Genomic DNA, 26,363 nt, shown 5'->3' with positions numbered 1-26,363 from the left:
AGCATGACTATTCCCGCCCTGTCCCGCCGCCGCGCGCGCTTCGACGCGCTGGCCCGCACCACGCTTGCCACCGGCATCGCGAGCATCACCTGCATGCTCAGCGCCTGCTCGTTCGGACCGAACGGCGACGCGCCCGCGATGCCGCAGCCCGCGCACTACGGTGCCGAGCCGCTGCCGACGCAAACCGTACCCGCGCAGGGCATCACGCAGCAGTTCGTGACCGGCGCGCAACCGGTGCCCGAATGGTGGAAGCTGTACCGCTCCGAGGCGCTGAACGCGCTCGTCGACGAAGGCTTGCGCAATAGTCCGACGCTCGACGCGACCGACCGCAGTCTCGCCGCCGCGCGCGAGCAGTTGCGCGCGCAGGTCGGCAGTTCGCTGCTGCCGACCATCGACGCCGGCGGCCAGGCCACCCGCAATCGCGCGCTCGCGATCCCCGAGATCGGACCGAACACGTTTCTGTACAACGTGTTCGTCGGCCAGTTGCAGGCGCACTACACGTTCGATCTGTTCGGCTCCGCGCGCCTCGCGAACGCGGCGCTCGCCGCGCGCGTGAACGTGCAGGTCTACCAGCTGGAGGCGGCGCGGCGCGCGCTCGCGGCGAACATCGTGACCGCGACGATCACGAGCGCCGCGCTGCACGCGCAGATCGATACGACCGAGCGGCTCGTGGTCCTCGCCAACGATCAGGCGCGCGATACCGAACGGCGCTTCGCGCTCGGCGCGGTCTCGCATGCCGATCTGCTGAACGCGCAGCAGAGCGCGGCGAGCGTGTCGGCGAGTCTGCCGGCGCTGAAGCAACAGTGGCTCACCACGCGTCACGCGCTCGCGGTGCTGCTTGGCCGCACGCCCGATGCCGCTCCGGACGACATCGATCTCGCGCAATTGCATCTGCCCGAGCAGGTGCCGGTCGTGGTGCCGTCGGAGCTGCTACGCACGCGGCCTGACATCGAGGCCGCCGACGCCGCGCTGAAGGCCGCTGCGACCGATGTCGGCGTCGCCACCGCGCAGATGTTCCCGAGTCTGTCGCTGTCGGCATCGATGGGACAAGGCGGGTTTAGCTGGCCGGTCGCGATGTCCGGTGCGGGGGCGATCTGGAGCATCGGCGCGTCGCTGTCGCAACCGCTGTTTCATGGCGGCGCGCTGCTCGCGCAGCGCCGCGCGGCGCAACACACCTACGAAGCGAGCGTGTCGCAGTACAAACAGACCGTGCTGGCCGCGTTCCAGAACGTCGCCGATACGCTCGCCTCGCTCGAGCACGACGCGCAGTCGCTCGATGCCGCGAACATCGCCGCGCGTTCGGCACAGGGCGTGTTCAACGAGACGTCGGCGCGCTATCGGCTCGGCTCGCTGCCCGTCGCGGCGACCCGTTCGAGCGAGCAGCAATGGCGCAACGCGCAGCTCGACGAGATCCGCTATACGAGTGCGCGGCTCACTGACACGGCTGCGCTGTTGCAAGCGATGGGGAATCCGCCGCTCGATCAGGGCCGGACGTCGTCCGCGCCGGCGGCGGCCGCTTCGACTGCTGCGTCTGCGTCGGCGCCCGTCGGTACACCGAACACAACCGCATCCAACTAAACCTGGGATTCCCTACCGAACGCCGCACTTATTTCCAGTTCGTGTTATCCCCAGTTTGTGTTGACAGACTTGTTGATAAGCCAGGGGCGAAGCGTCTAAGTGCTTGAGGCGAATCGCTTTGTCCCGCGTGTTATTGGGCGTAGCAATTTCGAAGCAACGACACGATCAAGCGGAGTCACAACGGGAAAAAAAACGGCCAGCGCCGTTATCCACAGAATGTGTTGAAAGACCTGTTGATAAGGCCTGCAGATCGCGTCCAAGTGCTTGAGCGCGCGATGGATTCAGCCGCCGATGCATTCGCGCACGCATCGCGCACGCATCGCGCAAAGAAGGAAGGATAGGTCAGGAATCCGACCCGAAGGGGTGGACGCGTGCGCGACCCGCCGAAGCCGACCGCGTACGCGCTGTCAAAAACATCAAGGCTTGTTCGACTCGAACAGATCCATGATCTGCTTCTTCTCGGTCGTCGACACGCTCGGCGGCGGCACCACCGGCGGCGTCATGCCGGCCGGCCCCACACCGCCCACCGCATCGGTCGCGCCGGCCATCGGATTGCTCGAATCGAGACCGATGCTCGCGACGAAGCCTTGCCCCGGCAACTTGTCGCTGAAGAACAACTCACCGTCCATCGCCGTCACGCCGTCGGGTTGCGGCGGCTCGGCCTGTGGCACACCGCGCAGCGCGCGCTGCATGTACTCGACCCAGATCGGCAGCGCGAGCTGCGCGCCGAATTCACGGCTGCCGAGACTCTTCGGCTGGTCATAGCCCATCCAGGCGACCGCCACCAGCGACTGCTGATAGCCGGCGAACCAGCCGTCCTTAGCATCGTTGGTCGTACCGGTTTTGCCCTGCAGGTCCGAGCGCTTCAGCACGTTGGTGCCCGCGCCCGTACCCGCGGTCGCGACCGAGTGCAACAGGCTGTTCATGATGTACGCGTTGCGCGGCTCGAGCGTGCGCGGCGCATCGTGCCCAGCGACGAGCGGCTGCGCGCGCGAGATCGCCACGCCACGCGCGTCGGTCACTTCGTTGATCAGATACGGATTGATCCGGTAGCCGCCGTTCGCGAACACCGAGTACGCGCCCGCCGACTGCAGCGGCGTGACGAGGCCCGCGCCGAGCGCCATCGGCAGATACGGCGGGGTCTTGTCGGCGTCGAAACCGAAGCGCTGCGTGACGAAGTCCTGCGCGTACCTGGTGCCGATGAACGACAGGATGCGGATCGACACGAGGTTCTTCGACTTCTGCAGCGCGACGCGCATCGACATCGGACCATCAGGCTGGTCGTCGTCCTTCGGCTCCCACGCGTCGCCGCCCGGCGTGCTCGGCGGGAAGTACAGCGGCGCGTCGTTGATGATCGTCGCCGGGGCGAGACCCTTGTCGAGCGCGGCCGAATAGATGAACGGCTTGAAGCTCGAACCCGGCTGGCGCCACGCCTGCGTCACATGGTTGAACTTGTTCTTGTTGAAGTCGAAACCGCCGATCAGCGCGCGGATCGCACCGTCCTGCGGCGTCAGCGACACCAGCGCGCCCTCGACCTGCGGCAGCTGCGTGATCTGCCAGTTGCCCTTGTCGTCGGCGATGAGGCGCACGATCGAACCCGGCCTGATGTGCAGCGTCTGGTTCGCGCGTGGGCTCAGCGCGGCGGCGACGAAGCGCAGGCCGTCGCCCGACACCGTCACCTGCGTACCGTCGACCAGTTGCGCGACCACCTGCTTCGCGTTCGCGGCCGTCACCACGCCGGCGATGATCTCGCCGTTGTCCGGGTGATCGGTCAGCGCGTCGTCGATGGTCTGGTCGCGGTCGTCGCCGGCCTCGGGCAACTGCACGAAGCCCTCCGGTCCGCGATAGCCGTGGCGCCGCTCGTAGTCCATCACGCCCTTGCGCACCGCGCGGTACGCGGCGTCCTGATCGGCGGAATCGATCGTCGTCATGACGTTCAGGCCGCGCGTGTAGGTTTCATCCTTGTACTGCGCGTACATCATCTGCCGCACCATTTCGGCGACGTACTCGGCATGCACGCTGTACTCGTTGCCCGGATTCTTCGTGTGAATCTCTTCCTTCGCGGCCTGGTCATACTGCTGCTGCGTGATGTAGCGCAGTTCGAGCATGCGTCGCAGGATGTACTCCTGACGGATCTTCGCGCGCTTCGGATTGACGACCGGGTTATACGCGGACGGCGCCTTCGGCAGGCCCGCGAGCATCGCGGCCTGGGCCAGCGAGATGTCCTTCAGGTCCTTGCCGAAGTACACGCGCGCGGCCGCGGCGAAGCCGTATGCGCGCTCGCCCAGGTAGATCTGGTTCATGTACAGCTCGAGGATCTGGTCTTTCGTCAGCGCTCGCTCGATCTTGTACGCGAGCAGCATTTCGTAGACCTTGCGGGTATAGGTCTTCTCGCTGGAGAGGAAGAAGTTGCGCGCGACCTGCATCGTGATCGTGCTCGCGCCCTGCGATGCGCCGCCATGCGCAAGGTCGGCGAAACCGGCGCGCAGAATGCCGACGAAGTCGACGCCGCCGTGTTCGTAGAAGCGGTAGTCCTCGATCGCGAGCACCGCTTTCTTCATCTGGTCGGGGATGTCCTGGAAGCGCACGAGGCTGCGGCGCTCCTCGCCGAATTCGCCGATCAGCACGTGATCTGCGGTGTAGACGCGCAGCGGCACCTTCGGGCGATAGTCGGTGAGCGCGTCGAGCGACGGCAACTGCGGCCCCATCACGACGAGCGCATAGCCGACGATCAGCGCGCCGATCACGGCGACGGTCGCGATCAGGCCGATAAACCACAGCATGAGCGACGCTCCGATCGAACGACGGCCGTACTCGGCGTCGCGCGAAGCAGCATTGCGTCCTGGGGTGCGTTGATGGGAGTCCCGGTCTTCACCGGCCGGAGAATTCGAGGAATGCGGTCGTTTGATGATTGGCATGACTGGAGTAATGGGCCCGCAACTGCGCGCCTGTCTGCACGCGCACACGGCGCGCGCATGGGTCGTGATCGACATCCTGGCCGGGGACGTACGCCGCCCTGCGGACCTTGCCCCCGGCCGGCCGCACGGCACGCCTCGGACCATGTCCGGCGCAACGTAACAGCGCATTTTAAAGAAATCAGCAGCGTTCCAACGCGGTTTTTTTGTAAGAATTCCCTTCGGCGGCCGCCTTTTCCTGGCAAGGGGCTGTAATTTCGCGCAGTGCGGATCGCAGCGTGCGTGCGAAGCGCGGCCTATGCGGGGTTATCAACATTTTCTGTTGAAAGGGCTGTGGACAAACCGGCCGCAATCACTACAACTCATTGATGTCACGGGATTTTCGCATCACGCTTATTCCGTGGCGGCGCAACTCGTCATATGATGAACCCCGCGCACGTCTTTCGATGCGCGCGACGGGGACCCAGCGGCGGGTTCCACCGGCAGCTCCGTTGACGGGTTCGACACCGTATCCGGCGGCACGCGCCGACCCGCCCATGCCAACAAGACTGCGAGTCGATCATGTCCAAGCCCAGCGAGCGCATCGTCGTATTCGTCACGACCGCGCAGAAACGTGCGATTACCGCGACCGCGGAGGAACTGGGCATCAGCGTAAGCGAACTGATGCGGCGCGCGGTGCTGAGCTTCGGTGCGACCAGCGAGCAGGTCAAGGCCGCGAGCATCGTCGACCGGCTGCGCGCGCCGCGCGCGCCCGATGCGCTGAACGCGGCGCTGCAACGCGTCGCGCGCGGTACGCGCTATGCGCGCGCCGCCCTGCCGGCGTCGCTGCAAGCGCCTGACAAAGACGCGGCAAGCGCGGCTGCCGGCGCAGCCGATGCCGCGCACCCGCCCGCAACGCCGCCAGCCGGTCGCCCCGCTGTCGCGACGGACGCTGCCAATTCCCCCGCCCCGCTGCTTCCCGCGGGTGTCGCCGCCGCGCTCGCCGCCGAGCAGGACGAACAGGCGGCGGCCACCGCCGAAGCCGTCGCGCGTCTGACCGCGGCACGAGCCGCCGACAACGCCGAAAACACGGAGACGGACGCAATCGAACATGCCGCGTCGCAACGGCTGTCCGGCACCTCGGCGCGTCTGCGCAACTCTCTGAAGCGCCGCCCCAACGAGCCGGCCCCCGACGACGACGAACCGCACAGCGACCCGAGCGCCGAAGGCGGCCGCTTCGCGTGACCGAAAGCGTGACGGAAAATTACCGCGCATCGAGCCGCGATCACTGCATCCGAACGAACAGGCGGAGGTATGCAACGAGTCCGCGTTGCATATCGTTACATCAGTGACACCTGTATGAACCGCTGCTCGATAATGCCCGCACACGCTTGCAAACAGTGGCTTTCCAGCATCGCTTCAGCCTCCGGAAAGCCGCGTCGTTCAAGCCATCTTTAAGACAGCCGATGGTGTAATATCCGCCGTCAAGTCCATGCCCGTCGCGGCTTTTCATCATCCAGGCAAGCCTCGACCCGGCATTGCGCCCCAACAAAAACGGACCGCGCTATTGCAATTGGCAAGTACGCCCCGAACTCCGGTCCGAACGTTGCGCAGCATCGCGCGCGGCGGCGTAAAGTAGCAGTAGTTCAAAGCAGTCAGGCGCGCACGCATCGTCGGCGCCGCTCACATTCTCTGGAGGTTTTCATGTCGCTTTTTGACAGCATTTCGCGCACGCTCAAGGGTCTTCTGAACGATGCGGCCGACTCGGTGCAGGATCCGTCGCGTGACTCGCGCCAGATCGTGCGCGAACTCGACGACAGCATCGGCAAGGCCGAGAACTCGCTGATCGAGATTCAGGCGCAGGTCGCCACCCAGCAAAGCAAGCGCGATGTTGCCGCGGACAAGGCGAAGAAGTATGAAGACGGTGCTCGTCGTGCGCTGCAGTCCGGCGACGAAGCGCTCGCGCGTGAAGCGCTCGGCGCGCAGGCCACCGCCGAAGCCGAACGCGATGCACTGACGAAAGAGCTGACCACGCTGGAGCCGTCGGTCGCGCAACTGAAGAGCCAGATCGAGGACATGCGCACGCGCCGCAACGACCTGAACGCACGCTCGAACATCCTGCAAGCCAAGCAGCAGATCGCGCAGGCGAAAGATACGGCGGCCACGGCACTCGGCGGCATCGGCGGCAAGAACCTGTCCGAAGATTTCCAGAAGCTCGAAGACAAAGTCGCGCTGTCGAACGCGCGTTCCGACGCGCGTCTGAACTCCGCCGACGAGAAAAGCGGCAAGGCGCTCGACGACAAACTCGCGGACCTGAACCGCGGCCCGTCCGTCGACGACCGCCTCGAAGCGCTGAAGAAGCAGCTCAATACGCCGGCGCAGTAAATGCTGGATGCGGGTGTACCACCTCATGGCAAGTACGCGAAGCAGGTACACGCGGCAGTGACAACAGCAGTAGCAGTACATGCCGGTGCGCTCGCTCCTGAACGCACCGGCATATCGGCCGCCACAGGCAGCCACCGCAATCGACTGATGGAGACGGGCGCGCCCCGCCCGGTCCGCAAATGAAAAAACTTTTCGCAACCGCCTTCGCTTCGCTGCTGCTCGTGTCGGCCGCGGCGTTCGCGGTGCCGACCGCTCAGCAAATCGAATCGGCGATGGCGCAGGGCAACTGGCAGCAGGCCGACGCCGGCCTCACCGAAGTGTTGCAAGCGCATCCGAACAACGCACACGCGCATTATCTGTACGCCCAGGTGCTCGATCGCGAAGGCCGTTCCGCCGAGGCGCTCGCGCAACTCCAACAGGCGAAGACGCTCGATCCGCAGATCCGTTTCACCGACCCGAGCCGCTTCGCGCAAACCGAAGCGCGCCTGCGCCGCGACGCGGAGCGCGCGGGCAACAACGTCACCCGTCATGCCGCGAATCCGTTCGCGCAGCAGAATGCGCCTGCTGTGCAGCAACAGTCGGCAATGGCGTCGCAAGCGCAATTACGGCATGGTCCGGGGGTGGGTATGTGGATCGGTATCGTTGTTCTGATCGTGGCGATCGCGTTTGTGCTGCGCTGGACCTTGCGCCGCGCGCGCGGCCAGGAAGACACTCGCGCTGACGAGGACCGTCGCGCGCAATTGAAGCGTGCAACCGACATGCTCAACACGGTGCGTTCGATCAAGCTCGACGTGAAGCTGTCCACCGCGCCGGGTCACGAGTTGCTCGAGAAAGACGTCGAAGCGACCGAAGAGCAGTTGCGCGGCACTGTCGAAACGCTGTCGAACGGCAAGAATCCGCTGCCGCCTTATGCACTCGACGAGTTCGAGCAACGCATCGCGAGCCTGCGTGCGCGCGCCGACGGCCGGCCCGATCCGACCGCCGCGTCGGTGGGCACCGCCCAGCAATCGGCGTATGCGCAGGAGGCCGAGCGCTTCGGCAATCCGCAGCCGCCTTATCCGCAACAGGGTCCGGTTCAGCAGCAGCCGCAGGTCATCGTGCAGCAAGGCGGTGGCATGGGTGGCGGCATGGGCGGTCTGCTGACCGGCGTGCTGCTTGGCGAGGCGCTCAGTCATGGGCGTGACCGCGTGATCGAGCGCGACGTGGTCGTCGACCCCGACGAACTGCGCCGGCGCGGCAACGACGGCGGAAACGGCGGCGGCCTCGACTTCGGTCAGGGTTCGAACGACTGGAACGATGACGGCAGCGGCGGCGGCATCGACATGGGCAGCAACGACGATTCCGGCGGTTGGACCGATACCTGATCTCACCCGGTCGATCCGCGTCGAATGAAACACAGGCTCCTTCGCGGAGCCTGTTTTTTTGCCTGCCGGTTTTGTGTAGCGCTTGCGCTTATTTCAGGCCCGCGCCGATTCCGCCTGGCTACCCTCGTGCTGCGCGAGCACAACCGCCCCTGCGAACAGCCGCACGATGAAACGCTCGGCGTAATCGATCAATGCGTCGCGGCGCGCGTCGTTCGCGTCGATGTATTCAGCGGATAGATGAAACAGTTGCAGCACGATCTGCGTGCAGACTTCGTCGACGGTTTCGCGCGCAAGTCGCGGCATCAGTTCGAGTTGCACGACGTCGTCCGCCATTTCCGCCGACACCTCGTGCAGGTTCGCGCGCACCGCTTCGCGCAAGGCCGGCGACGTGCCGTGGTACTCCGCCAGCGCGCTCAGGAACGCCTCGCGGTTCGCGAGCGCAAACGCGAAAAAAGCGACGCATGCGCGCCGCGGCACGCTGTGCGGCTCGTCATGCGCGGCGAGCCAGCGCTCGCGCCGCAGCATCGGCCGAAGCCGACGGCTCACGGCGGCGACGGCTTCGCGCGCGAGTTCGTCGAGCGCGCTGAAATGACGGTAGAACGTGTTCGGATTGAGGCCCGCCTCGCGCGCGAGCTCGCGCAAGCCGAGGCTCGCGAAACTGCGGCCGCCGGCGGTCAACCGCAGGGCGGCTTCGATCAGCTTGCGCTTGCCGGGCGGCAACTCCGGGCCGGCGACGGACGATGCTTCGGGGACAGTGGTCATCGTGCGTTCAATCATCGCGCGGTATACGCGTTCAATAGCTGCACTCTAAACGATCTTGACGCGATGTGTACGGTTGTCTACCCTGCGCGGTAAGCCATGTATAGACAGGTGTTGACGCGCGATTTCGGCTTCGGCCGTACGCGCCGCGCGAGCCCGCCGCTCGGTAGCCACTGTCGTTTCACCCCCGCTTTCGCCCGTGCCGGAGACCGCCGTGACGCCTGCCCCCTCCCCCTCATCCACCGCGCCGCGCATTGCGATCGTCGGCAGTGGCTTTGCCGGCATCGGCATGGCGATCCGTCTGCAGCAGATGGGCATCACATCGTTTACCGTCTACGAGGCCGCAAGCGGCATCGGCGGCACGTGGCGCGACAATACCTACCCCGGCGCGGCCTGCGACGTCCCTTCGCATCTGTATTCGTTTTCGTTCGAGGCGAATCCGGCGTGGTCGCGCTCGTTCAGCAGCCAGGCCGAAATTCTCGCGTATCTGCAGCACTGCGCGCGCAAGTACGGCGTCGATCGCTATGTGCGCTGCAATGCGAGAGTGAGCGCCGCGCGCTTCGACGAAGCGCGGCAGATCTGGCTCGTCGAGCTCGACACGAACGGTGTGCGCGAAATTATCGAGGCCGACGTGCTGATCGCCGCGAACGGTCCGCTGTCGCGTCCCGCGCTGCCGCGCATCGCCGGCATCGAACGTTTCGAAGGCAAGCTGTTTCACTCGGCGCGCTGGGATCACGCGTATCCGCTCGACGGCAAACGCGTCGCGGTGATCGGCACCGGCGCGAGCGCGATCCAGTTCGTGCCGAAAATCCAGCCGCGCGTCGCGCATCTGGACCTGTTCCAGCGCACCGCGCCTTGGGTGATGCCGAAGCGCGACAAGCCGATCGGCCCGCGCGCGCAATGGCTGTTCCGTACGCTGCCGTTCACGCAGCGCTTCGTTCGCAGCGCGATCTATTGGCAGCTCGAATCGCGTGGGATCGCGTTCGTCGTCAATCCGAAGCTGATGGAGATGCCGATGAAGTTCGGCCTCAGCTATCTGGAGCGACGCGTCAAGGACCCGGCGCTGCGCGCGAAGCTCACGCCGAACTATCGGCTCGGCTGCAAGCGCGTGCTGCTGTCGAGCGACTATTACCCGGCCGTGTGCCAGCCGAACGTCGATGTCGTGACGAGCGGCATTCGCGAGATCGTCGCGGATGGCATCGTGACCGAGGACGGCGTGCATCACCGCGCGGACGCGATCATCTGCGGCACCGGCTTCCAGGTCAACGACGTGCCCGCGCCGTTCGAAGTGACCGGCCTCGACGGCACCGACCTCAGCACGCTATGGCTGCGCGATGGCCCGGAGGCCTATCTCGGCACGAGCATCGCGAACTTCCCGAACTTCTTCATGATCGTCGGCCCGAACACGGGGCTCGGCCATAACTCGATGATCTACATGATCGAGTCGCAACTGCGCTACATCGGCGATTGCCTGCGCGTGCTGCGCAAACGCAATGCGCGCACGATGACCCTGCGCGCCGACGTGCAGCGCGATTTCAATGCGCGTTTGCAGCAGGAGATGCGGCACGCGGTATGGACGAGCGGCTGCCATAGCTGGTATCAGACCCAGAGCGGCAAGGTCACCGCGATCTGGCCCGGCTTCACGTTCAGCTTTCGCAAGCGTACGCGGCGCGTGCGGCCGCAGGATTACCGCTTCGCGCGTTGAATCGGCCTCGCGCGGCGGCAGGCGCAATCACTGCCCTCCGCCACCGCTCAGCAATCGCAACAGCTCCCATAGAAACTTCACGATGATCACGATCAGCTCCCACAGCCGATAAAGCGGCTGCCAGTCCAGCACGCGCAGAAGGGACTCGAGCATCGCTATCGCCAGAAGAAATGAAGGCGCCCAACGCGTCGCGCGACCTCAAACCGCCATCACGGCCCGCTTGCGCTCCGCGCGCTGCATGAAGAAGTTCGCCGCGACCACGCCGACCGTGACGACCGCGATGAACAGCGTCGCGAGCGCATTCATCTCCGGATTCAGGCCGAGACGCACGCGCGAGAACACGACGAGCGGCAAGGTCGTCGAGCCGGGACCCGACAGGAACGCGGACAGCACGAGGTCGTCGATCGACAGCGTGAACGACAGCAGCCAGCCCGACACCAGCGCCTGTGAAATCAGCGGCAGCGTCACGGAGAAGAACACCCGCAACGGAGTCGCGCCGAGGTCGAGCGCGGCTTCCTCGAGCGACGGATGCAGCTCCCGCACGCGCGACTGCACGATGATCGCGACGTACGAAATACACAGCATCACGTGGCCGATCCAGATCGTGAAGATGCCGCGTTCGGCCGGCCAGCCGATCCAGCGCGCCATTTCGATGAACAGCAGCAGCAGCGAAATGCCCTGAATCACTTCGGGGATCACCAGCGGCGCGTTGATCATGCCCGTGTACAGCGTGAAGCCGCGAAAGCGCCCCATCCGCGCGAGCACGAAGCCGGCCCACGTACCGATGATCACCGACGCGAACGCCGTCAGCAAGCCGATCCGCAGCGACAGCCACGCCGACGTGATGAGCTCGTCGTCCCGCAACAGCGCCGCGTACCAGCGTGTCGAAAAGCGTGTCCACACCGTGACCAGTTGCGATTCGTTGAACGAATACACGACGAGGCTAACGATCGGGATATACAGAAACAGAAAGCCGATGCCGAGAGCAATCAGCTGCAGCATGCGATTCGGTTTCATTGGCGGCCCTCCTCCAATGCCTTCGCCTGCGCACGCTGGAACAGCGCCATCGGCACCAGCAGCAGCAACACCATCGCGCAGGTGACGGCGGACGCCATCGGCCAGTCCGCGTTGTCGAAGAACTCGTTCCACATCACGCGGCCGATCATCAGCGTGTTCGCGCCACCGAGCAGCTCAGGAATCACGTACTCGCCGACCGCCGGAATGAACACCAGCAGGCAGCCCGCGACGATGCCGTTCTTCGACAGCGGCAGCGTGATCTGCCAGAACGCCTTCCACGGCTTCGCGCCGAGGTCGTAGGCGGCTTCGAGCAAGGTCAGGTCCATTTTCACGAGGTGAGCGTAAAGCGGCATCACGAGAAACGGCAGGTACGAATAGACCATGCCGATGTAGACCGCCGTGTTCGTGTGATACAGCTCGATCGGCGTATGGATCAGGCCGACCGACATCAGGAAGTTATTCAGCAGCCCGTTGTTCTTCAGAATGCCGATCCATGCGTACACGCGGATCAGGAACGAAGTCCAGAACGGCAGCATCACGGCCATCATCAGCAGATTGCGGGTGGCTGCATTGGAGCGCGCGATGTAGTACGCCATCGGATAGCCGATCAGCAGACACAGCAGGGTCGAAATCGCCGCGACCACGACCGAATTCACATAGGTCGCGAAGTACAGGCTGTCGGTCAGCAGAAACGCGTAGTGCGATAGATCGAGCGTGATGTGCAGCGCGCCTTCCGCGAAGGTGACGAGCTGCGTGTACGGCGGAATGCCGAGCTGCGAATCGGCGAAGCTGATCTTCACGACCAGCAGGAACGGCACGAGGAAAAACAGCAGCAGCCAGATGAACGGTCCCGCCACCACCGCGCTACGTCCCGTGAGCTTCAGACGCCGCACGGGCCACGTGAAAAACGAGTCAAGCGCTTCTTTCATGACGTCAGCACCACGCCGGCCGATGCGCTCCAGCGCACATAGACTTCGTCGCCCCAGGACGGCGGATCGATTTCGGTGAGCGCGAGGCTCGTCACGTTCGCGATGACGGTCTTGCCGCCGTCGAGCTTCACGTGATACAGCGAATAGCCGCCCATGTACGCGATATTCGTGACGACGCCCTTGCCCCAGTTGTAGGCGCCCTCGGGCGGCTTGCGCGTGAGCGCGATGCGTTCGGGCCGCACCGAGATCGTCACCGGCATGCCGAGCGGACCGGTGATGCCGTGATTGACGTGCAAACGGCAGGTCAGATCCGGCGTTTCGATAAACACGTGATCGGGTTCGTCCTCGACCGTGCGGCCTTCGAACAGATTGGTCGAGCCGATGAATTCCGCCGAGAAACGGCTGTTCGGATACTCGTAGACTTCATGCGGCGTGCCGAGCTGCACGATCTGGCCTTCGCTCATCACGGCGAGGCGGTTGGCCATCGTCATCGCTTCTTCCTGATCGTGCGTGACCATCATGCAGGTGACGCCGACCTGGTCGAGAATGTTGACGAGCTCGATCTGCGTGCGCTGCCGGATCTGCTTGTCGAGCGCCGACATCGGCTCGTCGAGCAGCAGCAGCTTCGGCCGCTTGACGAGCGAGCGCGCGAGCGCGACGCGCTGCTGCTGGCCGCCCGACAGCTGATGCGGCTTGCGCTTCGCGAAGCGGCCCATCTGCACGAGTTCGAGCGCGTTGTGCACGCGGTCTTTCAGCTCGGCCTTCGGCACGCCTTCCTGCTTCAGGCCGAACGCGACGTTCGCCTCGACCGTCATGTGCGGGAACAGCGCGTACGACTGGAACATCATGTTGACCGGCCGGCGATACGGCGGCAGTTGCGCGAGGTCTTCGCCATCGATCAGGATCTTGCCCGACGTCACGGTTTCGAGCCCGGCCATCATGCGCAGCAGGGTCGACTTGCCGCAGCCCGAACTGCCGAGCAGCGCGAACAGTTCGCCCTTCTTCACCGTCAGGTTGACCCCTTTGACCGCGACGGTCTCGCCGAACTTCTTCACGACGTCGACGATTTGGATGAACTGCTCCGCTGTGTCTCCCGTAACGGCGCTCGGGCCCGTCGACGGCACGGCCGTCCCGGCCAGCACGCCCGGCTGGTCACTACTCATCATAATGCTGCTTCACTCCGGCGTTTGACGAACAAAGCCCCCGGTGAACACCGAGGGCTTCATAGGCTTCTTATCTGTTTGTTGCCGCGCTTAGCGGCCGGACTTGAACTCGGTCCACAGTCGCGTTTGCAGCCGCTGGATTTCCTGCGGCAGCGGTTTCAACAGGAACAGCTTCTTGATGGTTTCCGGCGACGGGTACACGGCCGGATCGTTCGCGACGTCCTTGTCCACGTACTTGCGCGCTTCCATATTGACGCTCGGGTAGTAGACGGCGTTGGTGATCGCGGCGTGCACCTGCGGCGTCTCGATGTAGTTGATCCACTCGAGTGCGGCTTCCTTGTGCTTCGCGTCCTTCGGAATCGCCATCACGTCGAACCACACCGGCGCGCCGCCCTTCGGCACGAAGTACTCGATCTTGTACGGCTTCTTCGCTTCGAGCGCGCGATGCTTGGCGATCACGACGTCGCCCGACCAGCCATACGCGAAGCACACGTCGCCGCCGACGAGGTCGTTGATGTAGCCCGACGAGTTGAACTGCGTGATGTACGGACGGATTTTCTTCAGCATTTCGAGCGCGGCGCGGTAGTCGGCCGGGTTCGTGCTCATCGGGTCCTTGCCCATGTAGTGCAGCGCGGCCGCGAACATCTGGTCCGGCGCGTCGAGCACCGACACGCCGCAGGCCTTCAGCTTCGAGATGTTTTCCGGCTTGAACAGAATGTCCCAGTTATCGAGCGGCACGTCCTTGCCGAGGATCTGCTGGACCTTCGTCACGTTGTAGCCGAGGCCGGTCGTGCCGTACGCCCAAGGCACCACGTACTTGTTGCCCGGATCGGCGCCGGCGACGAGCGCCATCAGCGACGGGTCGAGGTACTTCAGGTTCGGCAGCTTCGATTTGTCGAGCGGCTCGAAGATGCCCGCGGCGATCTGCTTGCCCGCATAGTTGCTGGTCGGCACGACGATGTCGTAGCCCGAGTTGCCGGTGAGCAGCTTCGCCTGCAGCGTGTCGTCGCTGTCGTAGTTGTCGTACTTGACCTGAACGCCGGTCTGTTTCGTGAAGTTCGGGATCGTATCCTTCGCGATATAGTCGGACCAGTTATACACGTTCAGCTGCGTATCTTTCGCAGCGGCCGTCAACCACGGCGCCGCGCACAAGATCAGCGCCGCCACCTGCCCCACTATCCGTTTGTTCATCCCGTTCTCCGCTCCCGTCGTCACTCAAGCCGCGCGCTCGCGTGCACGGCCCCCTGAAAACCCCGAAAACTACCACCAATTATTGCCCACTCCAAAAAAAACCCGGAGCTGTCGCGCAAACGGTACAGGCTCTGGCCGCACCCTTGCAAAATGGCCGCAATTTTAACGGGTTATCGGCGCGTGTCTACCGGAAAATACGCGCGCCGCGGTCGCGCTTTCCCCGCGCTGGCGCAGGTTGCGGGGGTTTCGTCGCGTCGCTGTTATCTGCTTGTCAGGTCGGCGTCGGCTCGCACCTGGCCGGGGCGCCGCCCGCGCCCGCGCGGGTGCCGGACGCTGCATGCCGGTGCAGAGCCGCGTCGGCGCGGCAGCGCACCTTTCACGCACACCGGCTTCGCCACGACGGCTCGAATGCTCCTATCATGATCCATTGATGCGGATTGCGCGACGTCGCCGCGCGACGGCCGGCCAGCCGCTGCGCGCCTGCGGTGGGCATATGACTTGCAACAGGCTGCGTTTCCCGGAAGCTCTGGCACGATGAACACCAATCCTTTCGCGATGCGTCCCAACCGGCGCCGGCGTCTGCCGGGCGAGCCGACGCGTCCGGTGCACTGGTTCTCGTTCCTCGGCGCCGGCGCGCTGATCGCGGTCGGCTATATCGACCCCGGCAACTGGGCGACCGCGCTCGGCGCCGGCGCGGGCTACGGCTACCGCCTGCTCGGCATCGTCCTGCTGGCGAGCCTGATGGGGATGCTGATGCAATGGCTGTCGTCGCGCCTCGGCGTCGTGACCGGGCGCGATCTGGCGCAACTGTGCCGCGAGCGCAATGGCCGGCGCGCGACGCTGTTCTTATGGCTGACTAGCGAAGTCGCGATCATCGCCGTCGACGTCGCCGAGGTGGTCGGCAGCGCGGTCGCGCTGCAACTGCTGCTCGGCGTGTCGCTGACGGTCGGCGTGCTGATGTCGGCGGTCTGCACGTTCGCGCTGCTCGCGCTCCGGCAGAAAGGCGGCCGCAGGCTGGAAGCGGTGATCGCCGCGCTGATCGGCCTCGTCGGTCTGTGCTTCGTCGTGCAGCTCGCGCTCGCGCGGCCCGACTGGCACGCGGCGCTCGCCGGCACCGCGCCGAGCATCGAGCTGATCAGAAACGCGGGCATGCTGTGGCTCGCGGCGGGCATCGTCGGCGCGACGGTCATGCCGCACAACCTGTATCTGCATTCGGCGCTCGTCAAGCATCACGCGCCCGAGAGCAGCGACGCGCAGATCAAGGCCGCGCTGCACGTCGTCAATATCGACACCTTCGGCTCGCTTGCGTTCGCGTTCGTGATCAACGCCGCGCTGCTGATCGTCGCGGCCGCCGTGTTCTATGCCAGCGGCCATCGCGACGTCACCGATCTGGCCGATGCGCATCGGCTGATCGCGCCGCTCGTCGGCAACCGCTGGGCCGGCATCCTGTTCGCGGCGGCGCTGCTCGCGTGCGGACTCAGCGCGACCGTCACCGGCACGCTGGCCGGTCAGGCGGTGATGGAGGGCTTCCTGCGGCTGCGCTTGCCGCGCTGGAAACGCGCACTGCTCACGCGTGCGCTCGCGATCGGGCCGGCCCTGCTCGCGGTGGGCATGTTCGGCCAGCATGGCTCGAATCAGTTGCTGGTCGCGAGCCAGGTCGTGCTGAGCCTGCAATTGCCGCTCGCGGTCGTGCCGCTGATCCGCTGTGCGTCCGATCCGACGCTGATGCGCGGCTGGCGCGTGCACGGCCTGCCGCTCGTGCTGGCCTGGCTGTCGGCGTGGTTCATCATTGCGCTCAACGGCGCGTTGTTGTGGCAGCTGGCGACCGGAGCATGACGGCGGCCGCGGACGTCGGCGCGCGGTCGTCGTGAACTTCGCATCGCGCTGACGCCGCTTGCAAGGCACGCTCCGCGCATCGGTTAACATAGCGGAACTTTGCCTCCCCGCCCAAGGTTTCCGATGACTTCGAATCTCCACGATCTTCCCGACAGCCCGTGCATCGGCGTCTGCTCCACGCTCTTCGACGAGGTCTGCAAAGGCTGCGGCCGCACCGCGACCGAAGTGTCGAACTGGGTGTTCCTCAGTGACGAGGAAAAACGCGCGATCTGGACCCGGATCGAACGGGAAGGTACGGCGATGCGCTTTCAGAACGACAAGGTGTGAGCCGGTCGTCTGCACGCATCGCAGTCCGAGGTTGCTTGCGACCATGAAGAATGCCGGGATGTCCCGGCATTTTTTTGTTTTGTGTTTTCCTCTATGCGCGTTGGAAGCACATGCATCCAAACCCGGGAACGCTTCGGAAAACTTCGGCTCCATGACCACCACCAGGGACTTCGTTCAGTGCCTCGCGCAATGGCGCCGAATGGCCCACGTGTTCAATCCGTGGTCCGAGACCGATGAACGCGATCAGCCCGGCATCAACGCGCCACTGATTCGCCAGCAACAGCTCGCAGCCTACCTGCAAGCCCGCCGGACGAGCGTCAAGGTGATCCTGATTGCGGAAGCGCTGAGCTGCCGCGGCGGACGTTTCACCGGCATCGCGATGACCTCCGAGCGGATTCTGCTTGGCAACGATGCGAAGCTCAACGGCTTCGCCAGGAGAACGGAGCGCGGCCCGCTACCGGACTATCTGCCGGGTTCGGCAACCCGCACCAGTTGCCGCGATGCGCTGCCTCGAATGACGGACCGCGAATACGGTGTCTATGAGAGAACGGCCTCGGTCGTCTGGCAGACGATGCTTTCCAATGGCTTCGATCCAACCGAGTTTGCGCTATGGAATGCATTCCCGTTTCATCCGTTCGCGGACGAAGACACCGAAAGCAACCGCCGCCCAACGAATCCAGAGCTACATGCGACAGTCCAGATTCTGACTGACTTCATCGGCCTGTTCCCTCCAAACGTGCGGTTCGTTGCGCTTGGACGGGAAGCGGAAAGCGCGCTGCTCAGTCACCCGATGCGGCCGCTGCACGAACTCGTGAGGCACCCTACAGCTAGAGCGGCGAAACCTGCAAATAGCGCGGTTCAAGCGAAGAATCGCCCCATGGGTAAGCTGGATGAAGTCATTCGACGGCTCGCGCTGAGCCGGCATTAGTCCAGCGCCTGGGGCACCGGCTAGCCACCAAAACAAAAGGCCCACGCCGGCAAACTGCCAGCATGGGCCTCAGGGGAATCGCTGAAAACCAGCGACCAGCGCTTATTGAACGCCCTGACTCGTCAGGAAGTCCTCATAGTTGCCGCCGAAGTCGTTCAGCGTGCCGTCCGTGCGCACTTCGATGATCCGGTTCGCGAGGCCGCTGACGAATTCACGGTCGTGCGAAACAAAAATCAGCGTGCCTTCGAACTTGTCCAGCGCGATCTGCAGCGACTCGATCGACTCCATGTCCATGTGGTTGGTCGGCTCGTCCATCAGCAGCACGTTGTGGCGGCCGAGCATCAGCTTGCCCCAGATCATGCGGCCTTTCTCGCCGCCCGACAGCACCTTGACCGACTTGCGGATGTCGTCCGCATTGAACAGCAGGCGGCCGAGCGTGCCGCGCACCATCTGCTCGTCGTCGCCTTCCTTGCGGTACTGGTCGATCCAGTCCATCAGCGTGACGTCGTTCGGAAACTCTTCGTACGTGTCCTGCGGCATGTAGCCGACGTTCGCGTTTTCCGCCCACTTCACCGTGCCGTGATCGAGTTGCAGATTGCCGAGCAGCGAGCGCAGCAGCGTGGTCTTGCCCGCGCCGTTCTCGCCGATGATCGCGATACGCTCGCCCGGCTGCACGCTGATGCTGAAGTTATTGAAGATCGAGCGCTCGTACTTCTTCGAAATGCTCTCGGCGACCACCGCGATGTTGTGCAGCTTCTTCTCGAACTCGAAGCGGATGAACGGATTCTGCCGCGACGACGGCTTGAATTCCTCGATCTTGATCTTGTCGATCATCTTCAGACGGCTGGTCGCCTGGCGTGCCTTCGACTTGTTCGCCGAGAAGCGGCGCACGAAGTCCTGCAGATCGGCCACGCGCTCCTTCGCCTTCGCGTTGGCGGCCTGCTGACGCTCGCGCGCCTGGGTGCTCGCGAGCATGTAGTCGTCGTAGTTGCCCGGATAGACCTTCAGCGTGCCGTAGTCCATGTCGGCCATGTGCGTGCAGACCTGGTTCAGGAAGTGCCGGTCGTGCGAGATGATGATCATCGTCGAGTTGTACTGGTTCAGAATATCCTCCAGCCAACGGATCGAGTTGATGTCCAGGTTGTTGGTCGGCTCGTCCAGCAGCAGCACGTCCGGCTTCGAGAACAGCGCCTGCGCGAGCAGCACGCGCAGCTTCCAGCCCGGTGCGACGTTGCTCATCGGGCCGTTGTGGTCTTCGATCGCGATGCCGATGCCGAGCAGCAGTTCGCCCGCGCGCGCTTCGGCCGTGTAGCCGTCGTACTCGGCGAACTTCGCTTCGAGTTCGGCCGCGTGCATGTAGTCGTCGTCGGTCGCGTCGGGGTTCGCGTAGATCGCGTCGCGCTCGGTCATCGCGGCCCACATTTCGGTGTGGCCCATCATCACGACGTCGAGCACGCGCACGTCTTCGTATGCGAACTGGTCCTGACGCAGCTTGCCCAGACGCACGTTCGGCTCGAGCATCACGTTGCCCGAGCTCGGCTCCAGATCCGAACCGAGAATCTTCATGAAGGTGGATTTACCGCAGCCGTTCGCACCGATCAGGCCATAGCGGTTCCCTTCCCCGAATTTGACCGAAATGTTCTCGAAGAGGGGCTTCGGCCCGAATTGCATGGTGATATTGGCAGTAGACAGCACGGCGCGTCCCTTTGAATGTGATATCGGCGAAAAACCCAATATTTTAGCAGGTTTAGAGATTTCAGCCCGACAGTTCGCCCGCCGCGGCGCGCGTCACCCGTTCGAGCCGTCGCGCGGCGTCTGCAGAATGTCGATGAAGGCCGAAAAATCCGCGTCGGCGAGCCCCATCGCGGCACCGAGTCGCAGCAATTGCTGGACCGTCGACGCGACCGGCATTGGCGTGCCGGTCTCGTAGGCGGCCGCCGCAACCGTATCGACGTCCTTCTGGAACGTGCGCAACGCGCCGATCGGCGCGAGATCGCTTTGCGTCATCCGCGGCACGAAGGTCCGCAGCAGCACCGAATCGGCCCAGCCGCCGGCGAGCGCCTCGGGCAGCTTCGCGGCGTCGATGCCGCTGCGCTGCGCGAGGCTCACCGCCTCGGCGATCGCGGCGACGGTCGCGGTGACGATCGCCTGATTGCACAGCTTCGCGGTTTGCCCGGCGCCGACCTCGCCCATGTGCGTGACGCGGGCGGCATAGGCATCGAGCAAGGGGCGCACCGCGGCGAGATCGCTGGCCGCGCCGCCTGCCATGATCGCGAGCGTGCCCGCCGTGGCGCCGGCGACGCCGCCCGACACCGGTGCGTCGATCCAGCCGATCGAAGCGCCATCCCGACAGGCTCCCGCGCCCGCCATCCCGCGCTGCCCGGCGAGATCCGCCACCCGTCGCGCCAGCGCGCGCGTCGCGACAGGCGCAATGCTCGAATGATCGACGATCCAGCGCACACGGCGCGGAGTCGAAGAATCGCCATCGAGCAGCCCCGCCGGGCCGAACACGGTCTGTTCGACCGCCGCCGCGTCCGCGACGCACAGCAGCACCGCGTCGCAGCGCGCGGCCAGCTCACGCGGCGCATCGACGACGTGCGCGCCCTCGGCCCGCAACGCCTCGGCCTTCGTTCGCGTGCGGTTCCACACATGCACGGTATGGCCCGCGCGCAGCAGGTGCCGGATCATCGGCGCGCCCATCAGACCGGGGCCGCAAAAACCAATTTCCACGTTCGAACCTCGTTGCTATCAGATTGAATGGGTTATGTTGCGTACACATGATAACGACCAAGCGATACCGGGCACGCGACGTGCGGCATCGATGGTCCGGGCAAAGACGTTTGATCCGCCGCGCAAGCGATGACGCTCGCGAGCACGCATATGTCTGACGGACTGCGCGAACCGTTGCCTATACTTTTTCCATGCGCGTTTCCGAGCAGCGTTTTATCGACCAGCGGCGCACACCAAGGAGGAATTCATGTCAGAACACGTTTACAAGAAGATCGAACTGACCGGTTCGTCGAAGAAATCGATCGACGACGCGATCACCACCGCGATTGCCAAAGCGTCGGAAACGCTGCGCAATCTGCACTGGTTCGAGGTCACGGAAACGCGCGGCCAGATCGAGAACGGCAAGGTCGCGTACTGGCAGGTCACGCTGAAGGTCGGCCTGCGCATCGAGGACTGAGCGGCGACCGCACGACACGCTTGCGCGCTGCCACGCGCAGGCCGCAAACAGAAAAGCTGCATCCAGCCCAGGCTGGATGCAGCTTTTTTTCAATAGCGGACCGCCCGCTTTACTTCGGCAGCGCCCCGTCGACACCCTCGACGTACCAGTTCAGGCGCTGCAATTCCGCATCGGTCAGGGTCTTGCCTTCCGGCACCTTCACCGTGCCCGACTGATCCTTGATCGGGCCAGTGAACACGTCGCGCTTGCCGCTCGCGAGTTCTTCGCGCCTGGCGGCGACCTGCTTCTGCCCATCGGCCGGAATCGCCGACGTGTTCAGGTTTTCGAGGTTGACGGCCTTCTGCGGAATGCCCCACCACACCGGATCGTTCTTCCACTTGCCGTCGAGCACCTGCTGGATCACCGCGCTGTAGTACACGCCCCAGTGCGCGACCACCGAGCCGAGATGCGCATCAGGACCGAACTTCTTCATGTCCGAATCCCAGCCGAACGCGTGCACGTGCTTCTCCGAAGCTGTGGCGAGCGTCGCGCTCGAATCGGTGTTTTGCAGCAGCACGTCGGCGCCCTGGCCGATCAGCGTTTCGGCGGCCTGCTTTTCCTTGCCCGGATCGAACCAGCTGTTGATCCAGATCACCTTCGTATGCACCTTCGGGTTCACCGAGCGCGCACCCAGCGTGAACGCGTTGATGTTACGCACCACTTCCGGAATCGGCACCGACGCGACGAAGCCGAGCGTGTTGCTCTTCGTCACGTAGCCCGCGGCGACGCCGGCCAGATATGCGCCCTGGTACATGCGCACGTCGTAGGTGCCGAAGTTCGGCGCCTTCTTGTAGCCGGTCGCGTGCAGGAAGATGGTGTCCGGGAAGTCCTTCGCGACCTTCAGCTGGAAGTCCTGGAAGCCGAAGCTCGTGCCGAAGATGATCTTGTTGCCCTTGTTGGCGAGATCGCGGAACACGCGCTCGGAGTCGGCCGATTCCGGCACGTTCTCGACGCGCGTGACCTTGATCCGGTTACCGAACTTCGCTTCGGCTTCGCGCGAGCCTTGATCGTGCGCGAAGGTCCAGCCGGCATCGCCCGGATTGCCGAGATAAACGAACGCGACGCCCGGCACATCGGCGGCCTGCGCGGTTTGCGCGAGCGGCGCGGCGAGTGCCAGCGACGCCGCACCCCACGCGAAAGCGGTCAGCAGATTTCTTCTCTTCATGTTTTTCCCCTGTCGTGATGAGCGAATAGTAGTGAGTGGATCGACAAAAAACTGTGTCGCCGTCAGCCCGCCGAAAAAAACGGCTTGCCGAGCGACGCGGGCGCATTCAGGCGAATCGTGTTCGGATTGCGCGAGATCAGCGCCAGCACGACGATCGTCGCGACGTAGGGCAGCATCGCGAGGAACTGCGTCGGCACCGGCACGCCGATCGCCTGTGCGTAGAACTGCAGCCCCGTCACCGCGCCGAACAGCAGCGAGCCGATCAGCAGACGGCCCGGGCGCCACGTCGCGAACACGACGAGTGCCAGCGCGATCCAGCCGCGGCCCGAGGTCAGGTTCTCCTGCCACAGGTGCAGATTGACGATCGAATAGTAGCCGCCCGCGAGCCCCGCCATGCCGCCGCCGAACGCGACCGCGCCATAGCGCACGCCGACCACCGGAAAGCCGACCGAGTGCGCGACCTGCGGCGATTCCCCGACCGAGCGCAGCACGAGCCCCGCGCGCGTGCGATACAGAAACCAGCCGATCGCCGCGAACATCAGGAACGCGAGGTAATCGAGCGGCGTGAGCGTAAACAGCGCGGGGCCGAGCACCGGGATTTTCGACAGGCCGGGGATCGTCCACGTATCGATCGTCGCGCGCACCGCGGCCGACGTGTACGGCTTGCCGACGTACGCGGACAATCCGATGCCGAAGATCGTCAGCGACAGGCCGGTCGCGACCTGGTTGGCGAGCATCGTCAGCGTCAGGAACGCGAACAGCAGCGACATCGCGAGACCGGCGCCGATCGCGGCGAGCACGCCGAGCCACGGGCTGCCGGTGATCGACGTGACCGCGTAGCCGCTGACGGCGCCCATCAGCATCATCCCTTCCACGCCGAGGTTGAGCACGCCCGATTTTTCGGCGACGAGTTCGCCGGCGCCCGCGAACATCAGCGGGATCGACGCGGTGATCGCGCTCGACGTGAGCGCGCTGGCTTGCTGGATATCCATATCGAGTTCTGAAAGCGGTTTAGCGAGCTGATTGGCAAGCTCAATGACCCACTGCCACGGCCGAGCGGCGCCGCACGCGGTAGTTCACGAACAGGTCTGCGCCGAGCAGGCAGAACAGCAGCAACCCCTGAAATACGCCCGACAGCGCCTGCGGCAATTGCATCGAGGTCTGCACCGCTTCGCCGCCGAGATACAGCAGCGCCATCAGCAGACTGGCGAGCACGATGCCGAGCGGATGCAAGCGGCCGACGAACACGACGATGATCGCGGTGAAGCCGTAGCCCGGCGACCACGTCGCTTGCAACTGGCCGATCGGACCGGCGATCTCGCCCATGCCGGCGAGGCCCGCGAGGCCGCCGCTAATCAGCAGCGAGGTCCAGATCGTCTTCTTGTCGGAGAAGCCGGCGTAGCGCGCGGCGAGCGGCGCGAGTCCGCCGACGTTCATCCGGTAGCCCGCGAAGCTCTTGCGCATGAACAGCCAGACGAGCGGAATCGCGATCAGCGTGAGGAACACGGACGCGTTCAGGCGCGTGCCGCGCAGAAATTTCCAGTGCCAGTCGCCATACAGCGTCGGAAACAGCGCGTCGCCGCTGAACATCTCCGACAGCGGAAAGTTCATGCCCTGCGGATCGCGCCACGGGCCGCTCACCAGGTAGATCAGCAGTTGGGTCGCGACGTACGTGAGCATCAGGCTCACGAGAATCTCGTTGGTATTGAAACGGCTCTTCAGGAACGCGGGAATTGCAGCCCACGCCATGCCGCCGAGGATGCCCGCGAGCATCATCGTCGGCAGGATCCACCAGCCGCTCGCCTGATCGAAATAGATCGCGACGCCGCTTGCCGCGATGCCGCCGAGCAGCATCTGCCCTTCGGCGCCGATGTTCCACACGTTCGCGCGATAACCGATCGCGAGACCGAGGCCGATCAGGCACAACGGCGACGCCTTCAGCAATAGCTCCGACCAGCCGTTGATGCTCGACAGCGGCTCGATGAAGAACGCGTGCATCGCCTGCAACGGGTCGCGGCCGACGAGGCCGAAAATCAGAAAGCCGATCGCGAGCGTCAGCACTGCGGCGATCAGCGGCACGGCGAGCTGCATCGTGCGCGAGGGCGTGGTGCGGGCTTCGAGTCGATAAGGAAGCATCATGGGTGGCGTGGGTTTGTTCGGGTTCTGTTCTTCAGGGTCCGCATTCGAGTGCGTGCTTTGCGTTTTGGCTTGGCCGGCGGGCAACACCTCGCCTCACGCATGCGCCGGTTGGTCTGCCGCAGGCGCCGCGCCCTCGCGGTCGCCGAATAGCCCCGCCATCCAGCGGCCGATTTCCTCGGCGTTGGTCGCACCGGTCGCGCGCACCGGCGAGAGCCGCCCACCCGCGAGCACCGCGATGCGATCGCAGATATCGAACAGCTCTTCCAGTTCCTCCGAGATCACCAGAATCGCGACGCCGCACGCGGACAGATCGAGCAGTTGTTGACGGATGAACGCGGACGCGCCGACATCGACGCCCCATGTCGGCTGCGCGACCACCAGTACCTTCGGCGCCTGCAAAATCTCGCGGCCCATGATGTATTTCTGCAGATTGCCGCCCGACAGACTTTGCGCGAGCGCGTCGGGGCCGCCGCAGCGCACGTCGAACGCGTCGATGCAGCGCTTCGCGAACGCGCGCATCGCGCCCGCCCTGATCCAGCCCGACTTGACCATGCTCTGCCGATGCGCGGTCAGCAACGCGTTGTCAGCAAGGCTCATCGCCGGCACCGCTCCGCGGCCGAGCCGCTCCTCGGGCACGAAGCCAAAGCCGAGCGCGCGCCGGCGGCCCGCGCCGAGGCGCGCGGCCGGTCTGCCGCAGATCTTGATCGCGTCGGCCGGCAGGCTGCGTTTTTCAGCGCGCTTTTCTCCGGACAACGCCGCGAGCAGTTCCGCCTGGCCGTTGCCCGACACACCGGCAATGCCGAAGATCTCGCCCGCATGCACGCTGAACGACACGTCGCGCAACGACGTGCCGAACGGATCGTCGCTCGCGACCGACAACTGCCTGACGTCGAGCAGCACCGCGCCCGGCTTGTGCTCGCGCCGCGTGTAGTCGGGCAGCGAGTGGCCGACCATTAACTGCGCGAGCGACGCATGCGTCTCGTTCTTCGGCGTCACATTGCCGGTCACGCGGCCGCCTCGCATCACGGTCGCGGTGTCGCACAACTCCTGGATTTCGTCGAGCTTGTGGCTGATGTAGAGAATGCTGCAGCCTTCGGCCGCGAGCCGACGCAGCGTCGTGAACAGCTTGCGGACCGCCTGCGGCGTCAGCACCGAGGTCGGTTCGTCCATGATCAGGAGACGCGGATTCTGCAGCAGGCAGCGCACGATTTCGACGCGCTGGCGCTCGCCGACGGTGAGGCTGTGCACGTGCCGTTGCGGATCGATGTCGAGCCCGTAGTCGGCCGACACCTCGCGAATGCGTTTCGCAAGGGACTTCAGATCGAACGGTTCGTCGAGCGCGAGCGCGATGTTTTCGCCGACCGTCAGCGTTTCGAACAGCGAGAAGTGCTGGAACACCATGCCGACGCCGAGCTTGCGCGCGGCCGCCGGGCTCGCGATGTCGACCGTCTCGCCTTCCCAGCGGATCTCGCCGGCGTCGGGCCGCACCGCGCCGTAGATGATCTTCATCAGCGTGCTCTTGCCCGCGCCGTTCTCGCCGAGCACCGCGTGGATTTCGCCGGGCGCGACGACGAGCGTGACGTCGTCGTTGGCGCGCACGGCCGGGTACTGCTTGGTGATGCCCGTCAGCGCGAGCCGGGGCACCGCCTGGCCGGTGAGTGGTGCGCCGTCGCTAAGTGGAGTGTCGCTCATGAGATTCCGTAGTGCGTTTGAGACGCCGCTTGCTGCCTGAATACCGCCGGGTCGACGTCGATGAC

At 64.8% G+C, this 26,363-nt stretch carries 22 protein-coding genes; 9 read left to right on the top strand and 13 right to left on the bottom strand.

The window, feature by feature from the left end; translation table 11 throughout:
• The first annotated feature begins 3 nt into the window (after nucleotides 1-3).
• Nucleotides 4-1,578, top strand: coding sequence for an efflux transporter outer membrane subunit (locus G5S42_RS19795; RefSeq protein WP_176108340.1), 1,575 nt, complete (start codon nucleotides 4-6; stop codon nucleotides 1,576-1,578).
• A gap of 416 nt (nucleotides 1,579-1,994) precedes the next feature.
• Here G5S42_RS19795 and G5S42_RS19790 read toward each other — a convergent pair whose 3' ends face one another.
• Nucleotides 1,995-4,496: a penicillin-binding protein 1A gene (locus tag G5S42_RS19790; RefSeq protein ID WP_176108339.1), complete on the bottom strand. Its 2,502-nt coding sequence runs from the start codon at nucleotides 4,494-4,496 to the stop codon at nucleotides 1,995-1,997.
• A gap of 558 nt (nucleotides 4,497-5,054) precedes the next feature.
• Here G5S42_RS19790 and G5S42_RS19785 point away from each other — a divergent pair.
• The 3 genes from G5S42_RS19785 (at nucleotide 5,055) to G5S42_RS19775 (ending at nucleotide 8,221) form a co-directional block, all read left to right on the top strand.
• Entirely contained in the window at nucleotides 5,055-5,717 is a 663-nt protein-coding gene (locus G5S42_RS19785; RefSeq protein WP_176108338.1) for a hypothetical protein, read from the top strand.
• Between the two features lie 459 nt (nucleotides 5,718-6,176).
• Nucleotides 6,177-6,857, top strand: a complete 681-nt coding sequence (locus tag G5S42_RS19780; RefSeq protein ID WP_176108337.1) for a PspA/IM30 family protein — start codon at nucleotides 6,177-6,179, stop codon at nucleotides 6,855-6,857.
• A gap of 179 nt (nucleotides 6,858-7,036) precedes the next feature.
• Complete coding sequence (locus G5S42_RS19775; RefSeq protein WP_176108336.1) at nucleotides 7,037-8,221, top strand: tetratricopeptide repeat protein; 1,185 nt, start codon at nucleotides 7,037-7,039, stop codon at nucleotides 8,219-8,221.
• A gap of 93 nt (nucleotides 8,222-8,314) precedes the next feature.
• Here the strand turns inward: G5S42_RS19775 and G5S42_RS19770 are convergent, their stop codons facing one another.
• Nucleotides 8,315-8,983 carry a TetR family transcriptional regulator gene (locus G5S42_RS19770; RefSeq protein ID WP_246392038.1) on the bottom strand — a complete coding sequence of 223 codons (669 nt, stop codon included), beginning with the start codon at nucleotides 8,981-8,983 and terminating at the stop codon, nucleotides 8,315-8,317.
• A 211-nt stretch (nucleotides 8,984-9,194) separates the two neighbouring features.
• Here G5S42_RS19770 and G5S42_RS19765 point away from each other — a divergent pair, with 211 nt between their 5' ends.
• Nucleotides 9,195-10,685, top strand: a complete 1,491-nt coding sequence (locus G5S42_RS19765; RefSeq protein ID WP_176108334.1) for a flavin-containing monooxygenase — start codon at nucleotides 9,195-9,197, stop codon at nucleotides 10,683-10,685.
• Nucleotides 10,686-10,712: 27 nt separating this feature from the next.
• Here G5S42_RS19765 and G5S42_RS45215 read toward each other — a convergent pair whose 3' ends face one another.
• The 5 genes from G5S42_RS45215 to G5S42_RS19745 all read right to left on the bottom strand — a co-directional run bounded on the left by G5S42_RS45215 (nucleotide 10,713) and on the right by G5S42_RS19745 (nucleotide 14,985).
• Nucleotides 10,713-10,838 (bottom strand): hypothetical protein, encoded by a 126-nt coding sequence (locus G5S42_RS45215; protein ID WP_281375039.1) that lies wholly within the window; start codon nucleotides 10,836-10,838, stop codon nucleotides 10,713-10,715.
• A 45-nt stretch (nucleotides 10,839-10,883) separates the two neighbouring features.
• The gene (locus G5S42_RS19760) at nucleotides 10,884-11,702 is read right to left on the bottom strand and encodes an ABC transporter permease subunit (RefSeq protein WP_176108333.1); all 819 of its coding nucleotides are present in this window, start codon (nucleotides 11,700-11,702) and stop codon (nucleotides 10,884-10,886) included.
• Nucleotides 11,699-12,631, bottom strand: coding sequence for an ABC transporter permease subunit (locus G5S42_RS19755; RefSeq protein ID WP_176108332.1), 933 nt, complete (start codon nucleotides 12,629-12,631; stop codon nucleotides 11,699-11,701). The genes G5S42_RS19760 and G5S42_RS19755 overlap by 4 nt, the downstream gene beginning before the upstream one ends.
• Nucleotides 12,628-13,794, bottom strand: a complete 1,167-nt coding sequence (locus G5S42_RS19750; RefSeq protein WP_176108331.1) for an ABC transporter ATP-binding protein — start codon at nucleotides 13,792-13,794, stop codon at nucleotides 12,628-12,630. The genes G5S42_RS19755 and G5S42_RS19750 overlap by 4 nt, the downstream gene beginning before the upstream one ends.
• Nucleotides 13,795-13,884: 90 nt before the next feature.
• Entirely contained in the window at nucleotides 13,885-14,985 is a 1,101-nt protein-coding gene (locus G5S42_RS19745) for a polyamine ABC transporter substrate-binding protein (RefSeq protein WP_176108330.1), read from the bottom strand.
• A gap of 534 nt (nucleotides 14,986-15,519) precedes the next feature.
• Between G5S42_RS19745 and G5S42_RS19740 the strand changes: the two genes are divergently transcribed.
• The 3 genes from G5S42_RS19740 (at nucleotide 15,520) to G5S42_RS19730 (ending at nucleotide 18,076) form a co-directional block, all read left to right on the top strand.
• Nucleotides 15,520-16,821, top strand: coding sequence for an Nramp family divalent metal transporter (locus tag G5S42_RS19740; protein WP_176108329.1), 1,302 nt, complete (start codon nucleotides 15,520-15,522; stop codon nucleotides 16,819-16,821).
• A gap of 123 nt (nucleotides 16,822-16,944) precedes the next feature.
• A complete protein-coding gene (locus G5S42_RS19735) occupies nucleotides 16,945-17,148 on the top strand; it encodes a DUF1289 domain-containing protein (protein ID WP_090800501.1) in 204 nt (67 codons plus the stop codon).
• A 43-nt stretch (nucleotides 17,149-17,191) separates the two neighbouring features.
• Nucleotides 17,192-18,076 (top strand): uracil-DNA glycosylase, encoded by an 885-nt coding sequence (locus G5S42_RS19730; protein ID WP_246392037.1) that lies wholly within the window; start codon nucleotides 17,192-17,194, stop codon nucleotides 18,074-18,076.
• A gap of 102 nt (nucleotides 18,077-18,178) precedes the next feature.
• Here G5S42_RS19730 and G5S42_RS19725 read toward each other — a convergent pair whose 3' ends face one another.
• Nucleotides 18,179-19,771: an ABC-F family ATPase gene (locus G5S42_RS19725; RefSeq protein WP_176108328.1), complete on the bottom strand. Its 1,593-nt coding sequence runs from the start codon at nucleotides 19,769-19,771 to the stop codon at nucleotides 18,179-18,181.
• A 93-nt stretch (nucleotides 19,772-19,864) separates the two neighbouring features.
• The gene (locus tag G5S42_RS19720) at nucleotides 19,865-20,806 is read right to left on the bottom strand and encodes an NAD(P)-dependent oxidoreductase (RefSeq protein ID WP_176108327.1); all 942 of its coding nucleotides are present in this window, start codon (nucleotides 20,804-20,806) and stop codon (nucleotides 19,865-19,867) included.
• 247 nt (nucleotides 20,807-21,053) lie between these two features.
• Here G5S42_RS19720 and G5S42_RS19715 point away from each other — a divergent pair, with 247 nt between their 5' ends.
• Nucleotides 21,054-21,263 (top strand): dodecin, encoded by a 210-nt coding sequence (locus tag G5S42_RS19715; RefSeq protein ID WP_018435559.1) that lies wholly within the window; start codon nucleotides 21,054-21,056, stop codon nucleotides 21,261-21,263.
• 109 nt (nucleotides 21,264-21,372) lie between these two features.
• Here G5S42_RS19715 and G5S42_RS19710 read toward each other — a convergent pair whose 3' ends face one another.
• The 4 genes from G5S42_RS19710 to G5S42_RS19695 all read right to left on the bottom strand — a co-directional run bounded on the left by G5S42_RS19710 (nucleotide 21,373) and on the right by G5S42_RS19695 (nucleotide 26,298).
• Nucleotides 21,373-22,467 carry a BMP family ABC transporter substrate-binding protein gene (locus G5S42_RS19710; RefSeq protein WP_176108326.1) on the bottom strand — a complete coding sequence of 365 codons (1,095 nt, stop codon included), beginning with the start codon at nucleotides 22,465-22,467 and terminating at the stop codon, nucleotides 21,373-21,375.
• Nucleotides 22,468-22,529: 62 nt separating this feature from the next.
• Nucleotides 22,530-23,459 carry an ABC transporter permease gene (locus G5S42_RS19705; protein ID WP_176108325.1) on the bottom strand — a complete coding sequence of 310 codons (930 nt, stop codon included), beginning with the start codon at nucleotides 23,457-23,459 and terminating at the stop codon, nucleotides 22,530-22,532.
• 40 nt (nucleotides 23,460-23,499) lie between these two features.
• Nucleotides 23,500-24,606 carry an ABC transporter permease gene (locus G5S42_RS19700; protein ID WP_176108324.1) on the bottom strand — a complete coding sequence of 369 codons (1,107 nt, stop codon included), beginning with the start codon at nucleotides 24,604-24,606 and terminating at the stop codon, nucleotides 23,500-23,502.
• 93 nt (nucleotides 24,607-24,699) lie between these two features.
• Nucleotides 24,700-26,298, bottom strand: a complete 1,599-nt coding sequence (locus G5S42_RS19695; protein ID WP_176108323.1) for an ABC transporter ATP-binding protein — start codon at nucleotides 26,296-26,298, stop codon at nucleotides 24,700-24,702.
• Nucleotides 26,299-26,363 lie beyond the last annotated feature (65 nt).

This window comes from Paraburkholderia youngii (assembly GCF_013366925.1).
Taxonomy (GTDB): Bacteria; Pseudomonadota; Gammaproteobacteria; order Burkholderiales; family Burkholderiaceae; genus Paraburkholderia; species Paraburkholderia youngii.
Note: the sequence above shows the minus strand (reverse complement) of the source record. Positions and strands in the feature narration are given on the sequence as shown.

Coding starts and splice junctions, on each gene's coding strand:
- G5S42_RS19715 (WP_018435559.1), top strand. CDS start 21,054: ATGTCAGAACACGTTTACAAGAAGATCGAACTGACCGGTTCGTCGAAG.
- G5S42_RS19785 (WP_176108338.1), top strand. CDS start 5,055: ATGTCCAAGCCCAGCGAGCGCATCGTCGTATTCGTCACGACCGCGCAG.
- G5S42_RS45215 (WP_281375039.1), bottom strand. CDS start 10,838: ATGCTCGAGTCCCTTCTGCGCGTGCTGGACTGGCAGCCGCTTTATCGG.
- G5S42_RS19775 (WP_176108336.1), top strand. CDS start 7,037: ATGAAAAAACTTTTCGCAACCGCCTTCGCTTCGCTGCTGCTCGTGTCG.
- G5S42_RS19760 (WP_176108333.1), bottom strand. CDS start 11,702: ATGAAACCGAATCGCATGCTGCAGCTGATTGCTCTCGGCATCGGCTTT.
- G5S42_RS19700 (WP_176108324.1), bottom strand. CDS start 24,606: ATGATGCTTCCTTATCGACTCGAAGCCCGCACCACGCCCTCGCGCACG.
- G5S42_RS19750 (WP_176108331.1), bottom strand. CDS start 13,794: ATGAGTAGTGACCAGCCGGGCGTGCTGGCCGGGACGGCCGTGCCGTCG.
- G5S42_RS19735 (WP_090800501.1), top strand. CDS start 16,945: ATGACTTCGAATCTCCACGATCTTCCCGACAGCCCGTGCATCGGCGTC.
- G5S42_RS19780 (WP_176108337.1), top strand. CDS start 6,177: ATGTCGCTTTTTGACAGCATTTCGCGCACGCTCAAGGGTCTTCTGAAC.
- G5S42_RS19790 (WP_176108339.1), bottom strand. CDS start 4,496: ATGCCAATCATCAAACGACCGCATTCCTCGAATTCTCCGGCCGGTGAA.
- G5S42_RS19740 (WP_176108329.1), top strand. CDS start 15,520: ATGAACACCAATCCTTTCGCGATGCGTCCCAACCGGCGCCGGCGTCTG.
- G5S42_RS19730 (WP_246392037.1), top strand. CDS start 17,192: ATGAAGAATGCCGGGATGTCCCGGCATTTTTTTGTTTTGTGTTTTCCT.
- G5S42_RS19755 (WP_176108332.1), bottom strand. CDS start 12,631: ATGAAAGAAGCGCTTGACTCGTTTTTCACGTGGCCCGTGCGGCGTCTG.
- G5S42_RS19770 (WP_246392038.1), bottom strand. CDS start 8,983: ATGACCACTGTCCCCGAAGCATCGTCCGTCGCCGGCCCGGAGTTGCCG.
- G5S42_RS19695 (WP_176108323.1), bottom strand. CDS start 26,298: ATGAGCGACACTCCACTTAGCGACGGCGCACCACTCACCGGCCAGGCG.
- G5S42_RS19705 (WP_176108325.1), bottom strand. CDS start 23,459: ATGGATATCCAGCAAGCCAGCGCGCTCACGTCGAGCGCGATCACCGCG.
- G5S42_RS19745 (WP_176108330.1), bottom strand. CDS start 14,985: ATGAACAAACGGATAGTGGGGCAGGTGGCGGCGCTGATCTTGTGCGCG.
- G5S42_RS19710 (WP_176108326.1), bottom strand. CDS start 22,467: ATGAAGAGAAGAAATCTGCTGACCGCTTTCGCGTGGGGTGCGGCGTCG.
- G5S42_RS19795 (WP_176108340.1), top strand. CDS start 4: ATGACTATTCCCGCCCTGTCCCGCCGCCGCGCGCGCTTCGACGCGCTG.